This window comes from Streptomyces acidicola (assembly GCF_009377235.1).
GTDB lineage: Bacteria > Actinomycetota > Actinomycetes > Streptomycetales > Streptomycetaceae > Streptomyces > Streptomyces acidicola.
In genome coordinates, this window is record NZ_VMNX01000408.1 from 1 (window position 1) to 4,746 (window position 4,746).

The following is a 4,746-nucleotide window of genomic DNA, read 5'->3' on the forward strand; positions in this document are numbered from 1 at the left end:
CCCCCACCCCCAGGACGCCCCCTGGCACCAGGTCCGTCTGCTGCTGCGCCTGCACCGCTACGCCCGCGAGGTGCTGCGGGGGAAGGACGCCCCCGTCGACGTACGCCTCCTCACGGCCGGGCAGGCCCTCAACCGGCACCGCGACGCGTCCGAGGCGGCGGCCGCCGCGGCGGCCGCGGCCCGCACCCCGCGCATCGCCCCGGCGACCGCGTACGCTCTCGGGGTCCTGCACGCCGACCAGCGGCACGAGGTGGAGGCGGCCCGGTTCGGGTTCCAGCAGGCCTGGCAGAAGGAAGCGGTGAGCACCCGTTGACGGACACCGACAGCACGGGCCGAGGCGACACGATCCTCGCGGCGGGCTGCGTACTGTGGCGCCGCTCCCCGGTCGACGGGAACCTGGAGCTCTGCCTGGTCCATCGGCCGAAGTACGACGACTGGTCCTTCCCCAAGGGCAAGTTGAAGCAGGGCGAGGATCCGCTGGCCGGGGCCCTGCGCGAGGTCGAGGAGGAGACCGGGTTCCGCTGCGAGCCCGGTCCGCGGCTGCCGACGGCCCACTACCAGGTGAACGGGCGGCCCAAGCAGGTGAGTTACTGGGCGGCCGAGGCGGGCGAGGGGCACTTCGTTCCCAACCGCGAGGTGGACCGGGTGCGTTGGCTGTCGCCGGACGCCGCGCGTGACCGACTGACCATGGTGCGGGACCGGGAGCTGGTCGACGAACTGCTGGCGGCCTTGCGGCACGCGTAGGGGAACGCCGGTCACCCCGAAGGGAGTTGGGCCCTAAAGGGGCACAGCCCCCACATGTTGCTCCGCGTCCGACCTCGCCAGGCTCCGCGCCCTGCGTGCCGGCCCTCTCCACCCGCATGTGCACCTGGCCACACAGAAGCGGCCCTGGTCGACGGTCGTCGTGCGGTGTTCCTGGGGTGGGGCGATCTCGTCCTGCTCGGCCACGCCGACAACGTTACCCAAGGCAAGTGCTGTGCCCACCAGCTACCCCCACAGCGGGGGGGTAAGGCGCGTGACGGCAGCCGCTACTGGTCGTTAACCGGACAACAGAAAGGGACCGGGACGGACCGGCGGCTGGGGGTTGGCAGACGATGGTGGTGTGGCAGCAGGGACGGCGGTTCGCGGCGGTCGCCACGGCGGGGCTCATGGTCTGCGGCACCGGCTGCGCGAACGGCGGTCACTCCGGGGACGCGGGCGCCGCCGACCCCGTCGACGTACTGCACCGGGCTGCGGGCGCCCTGGTGCGCGCGGGCTCCTCCAAGGCGCTGACCTCGATGGAGATGGCGACGGGCGGCACCCGCGTCACGATCCGCGGTGAGGGGGTCTACGACTACGCCGAGCGGCTCGGCCGGCTTCAGGTGCAGCTCCCACCGGACCCGGCCGGGGCCAGCGAGCACCGCCCGATCACCGAACTCCTCGCTCCGGGCGCCCTGTTCATGAAGAACCGGGGCGCGGGGGTGCCGGCCGACAAATGGGTCCGCGTCGACACGGGCACGCTCTCCGACGGGAACCTGGTGACCGGCGGCGCCACCGACCCCTTCGCCGCGGCGGAGGTGCTGCGCGGGACGCGAAGCGCGACCTACGTCGGCGAGGCGAAGGTGGCGGGCATCCCGGTGCGGCACTACCGGGGCACCGCCGACCTGGCGGCGGCCGCGCGGTTGGCCTCCGAGGCCAACCGGGCTCCGTTGCGTGCGGCGGCGAGAGGGTTCGCCACCGCCGAGGTCCCGTTCGAGGCGTATCTCGACGCCCAGGGCCGCATCCGGAAGATCCGCCACCGCTTCAGCTTCGTCAACGGCCGGCAGCAGGACACGGTCGCGGTCGCGTCGACGACCCTGCTGTACGGCTTCGGGGTCCCCGTCACCGTACGCCTGCCGGACTCGGAGGACATCTACGCGGGGAAGCTCGCCGAGAACTGAGCCCGAAGAACTGAGCCCGAAGAACTGGGACCGAGAGCTGTGCCCGGGATCTGTGCCCGGGATCTGTGCCTGCGATCTGTACCCGGGATCTGTACCTGGTGGGAGCTGTGCCCGAGAACTGATCCTGAAAACTGAGCCGAAAACCTACTGGCGCGACGACGGGTCGGTACCCTCGTCGACGGGAGCCCGCGTCACTCGGGCCGTGCCGGGTGGCGGCCAGGAATAGCCCGTTGGTGCCATGCGCAGGGTGTACGGCGCTCCCTACTCTAGGAAGTCGGTGACGGCAGAGAAGAGGTGATGCACGTGGCTCCGGCAGGCGGTACGACGGTTCAGGACCACGTGGCCCTCGCTGAGATCGAGCTGTGCGGCGAACTGATCATCGCGGCCTCGGCCGCCCACGAGGAACGCCTCAGCCTGGTCCGCATCGACGAGGTACTGAAAGTGGCCGAAGAACGCGAGGAGGCGGCGGGCCGCTGAGCGGCTCCCCTCGACCACCTGTGCGTATCGTCACGTCCGCAGCATCCGCCCGATGGCCTTCGTGGCCTCCTCGACCTTCGCGTCGATCTCGCCCCCGCCCTTGAGCGCGGCGTCCGCGACACAGTGGCGCAGGTGCTCCTCCAGGAGCTGGAGGGCGAAGGACTGCAGGGCCTTGGTGGAGGCGGAGACCTGAGTGAGGATGTCGATGCAGTAGACGTCCTCGTCGACCATGCGCTGCAGACCCCTGATCTGGCCCTCGATGCGGCGCAGACGCTTGAGGTGCTCGTCCTTCTGCTTGTGGTACCCGTGCACACCGCGGTCGTGATCCGTAACGACGGCGGCCACGCTGTTCTCGGCGCTCCCGGCGTTGCCGGTGTTGCCGGAGGGCGCAGTCGCGCCGGCCTCGGTGGTCGTCATCGCGTCCTCCCACAGTCGTGTGCGGCATATACCCCTGGTAGGTATATGGTAACGAACTTTGCTGGGTAAGGGTCCTTTGGCCGCCGCGCTTGCGGCAGTCCTGACCTCCCCGTACCGCCCCCGTGCCGAGCATTCTGACCGATGGGCGAGACTGGGGGACGGCGCGATAGCCGTGGCCGAATGTTGCACCTAGCATCACCCTGACCGAAACCGAAGCACCCCGAGGACCCCACGTGCGTTTTCGTCTGACCCCCAGGGAGACGAGCTTCTACGACATGTTCGCCGCATCCGCGGACAACATCGTCACGGGCTCGAAGCTCCTCATGGAATTGCTCGGGGCGGACACCGCCGGCCGGGCCGAGATCGCCGAGCGTATGCGGGCCGCGGAACACGCAGGTGACGACGCCACGCACGCGATCTTCCACCAGTTGAACTCCTCGTTCATCACGCCGTTCGACCGCGAGGACATCTACTCCCTCGCATCGTCCCTCGACGACATCATGGACTTCATGGAGGAGGCCGTCGACCTGGTCGTCCTCTACAACGTCGACGAACTGCCCAGAGGCGTCGAGCAGCAGATCGAGGTCCTGGCACGCGCTGCCGAGCTGACGGCCGAGGCCATGCCGAACCTGCGCACCATGGAGAACCTCACCGAGTACTGGATCGAGGTGAACCGTCTGGAGAACCAGGCGGACCAGATCCACCGGAAGCTTCTCGCGCACCTCTTCAACGGCAAGTACGACGCCATCGAGGTCCTCAAGCTCAAGCAGATCGTGGATGTGCTGGAGGAGGCGGCGGACGCGTTCGAGCACGTGGCGAACACGGTCGAGACCATCGCCGTCAAGGAGTCCTGAGCCCTTCATGGACACCTTCGCTCTGGTCGTGACCATCGGGGTCGCGCTCTTCTTCACGTACACCAACGGTTTCCACGACTCGGCGAACGCGATCGCGACGTCCGTGTCGACGCGCGCGCTGACGCCGAAGGCTGCGCTCGCGATGGCTGCGGTCATGAACCTGGCAGGCGCCTTTCTCGGCAGCGGGGTCGCGAAAACGGTCAGTGAGGGTCTGATCCAGACCCCCCACGGCGCCAAGGGGATGGCCATCCTCTTCGCGGCCCTGGTCGGCGCGATCACCTGGAACCTGATCACGTGGTACTACGGCCTGCCCTCCTCCTCGTCGCACGCTCTCTTCGGCGGCCTGGTGGGCGCGGCGCTGGCCGGCGGTTCGACGGTGTACTGGGACGGCGTCCTGGACAAGATCGTCATCCCGATGTTCGTGTCGCCGCTGGTGGGCCTGCTGGTGGGCTATCTGGTCATGTGCCTGATCATGTGGATATTCCGCCGGGCGAACCCCCACAAGGCGAAGAGGGGCTTCCGCATAGCCCAGACCGTCTCGGCGGCGGGCATGGCTCTGGGGCACGGCCTCCAGGACGCCCAGAAGACGATGGGCATCGTGGTCATGGCCCTGGTCATCGCGGATGTCGAGGACTACGGCGATCCGATCCCGGTCTGGGTGAAGGTCATATGCGCCGTGATGCTGTCACTCGGTACGTACGCGGGGGGCTGGCGCATCATGCGCACACTGGGCCGGAAGATCATCGAGCTCGACCCGCCGCAGGGGTTCGCGGCGGAGACGACCGGCGCGTCGATCATGTTCACCACTGCATTCATCTTCAGGGCGCCCATCTCGACGACGCATGTCATCACGTCGGCCATCATGGGCGTCGGTGCCACGAAGCGGGTCAACGCCGTCCGCTGGGGGGTGGCCAAGAACATCATCCTCGGCTGGTTCATCACGATGCCGGCCGCCGCGCTGGTAGCCGCGGCGAGCTTCTGGATCGTGCACCTGGCGTTCTTGTAACCGCGGGCCCGCGCTCCGCCCCGGGTTTTTGCTCGCCCCCGCCGCCCCTACCCGTCCCATCCCTTCCCTGGGG

Annotated in this window: 6 protein-coding genes and 1 pseudogene; 6 read left to right on the forward strand and 1 reads right to left on the reverse strand. The window is 68.8% G+C overall.

Annotation, left to right across the window (positions count from 1 at the left end; translation table 11 throughout):
* The 4 genes and pseudogenes from FPZ41_RS44920 to FPZ41_RS44940 form a co-directional block, all read left to right on the forward strand.
* Positions 1–313: pseudogene (locus tag FPZ41_RS44920) on the forward strand (CHAD domain-containing protein); the annotation flags it as partial.
* Positions 310–744, forward strand: coding sequence for an NUDIX hydrolase (locus FPZ41_RS44925; RefSeq protein WP_152870501.1), 435 nt, complete (start codon positions 310–312; stop codon positions 742–744). The pseudogene FPZ41_RS44920 and the gene FPZ41_RS44925, both read left to right, overlap by 4 nt.
* Before the next feature lie 350 nt (positions 745–1,094).
* A complete protein-coding gene (locus FPZ41_RS44935) occupies positions 1,095–1,919 on the forward strand; it encodes a hypothetical protein (protein ID WP_152870505.1) in 825 nt (274 codons plus the stop codon).
* Between the two features lie 297 nt (positions 1,920–2,216).
* Complete coding sequence (locus FPZ41_RS44940; RefSeq protein WP_152870507.1) at positions 2,217–2,396, forward strand: hypothetical protein; 180 nt, start codon at positions 2,217–2,219, stop codon at positions 2,394–2,396.
* A 30-nt stretch (positions 2,397–2,426) separates the two neighbouring features.
* On the opposite strand, the gene FPZ41_RS44945 is transcribed toward FPZ41_RS44940, so the two are convergent.
* Positions 2,427–2,813, reverse strand: a complete 387-nt coding sequence (locus tag FPZ41_RS44945; protein WP_152870509.1) for a metal-sensitive transcriptional regulator — start codon at positions 2,811–2,813, stop codon at positions 2,427–2,429.
* A 233-nt stretch (positions 2,814–3,046) separates the two neighbouring features.
* Here FPZ41_RS44945 and FPZ41_RS44950 point away from each other — a divergent pair, with 233 nt between their 5' ends.
* Together FPZ41_RS44950 and FPZ41_RS44955 are read left to right on the forward strand one after the other, a co-directional pair.
* Complete coding sequence (locus tag FPZ41_RS44950; RefSeq protein ID WP_322621537.1) at positions 3,047–3,667, forward strand: DUF47 domain-containing protein; 621 nt, start codon at positions 3,047–3,049, stop codon at positions 3,665–3,667.
* Between the two features lie 7 nt (positions 3,668–3,674).
* Complete coding sequence (locus tag FPZ41_RS44955; protein WP_152870510.1) at positions 3,675–4,673, forward strand: inorganic phosphate transporter; 999 nt, start codon at positions 3,675–3,677, stop codon at positions 4,671–4,673.
* The last annotated feature ends 73 nt before the right edge of the window (positions 4,674–4,746 follow it).

Coding starts and splice junctions, on each gene's coding strand:
- FPZ41_RS44935 (WP_152870505.1), top strand. CDS start 1,095: ATGGTGGTGTGGCAGCAGGGACGGCGGTTCGCGGCGGTCGCCACGGCG.
- FPZ41_RS44940 (WP_152870507.1), top strand. CDS start 2,217: ATGCACGTGGCTCCGGCAGGCGGTACGACGGTTCAGGACCACGTGGCC.
- FPZ41_RS44945 (WP_152870509.1), bottom strand. CDS start 2,813: ATGACGACCACCGAGGCCGGCGCGACTGCGCCCTCCGGCAACACCGGC.
- FPZ41_RS44955 (WP_152870510.1), top strand. CDS start 3,675: ATGGACACCTTCGCTCTGGTCGTGACCATCGGGGTCGCGCTCTTCTTC.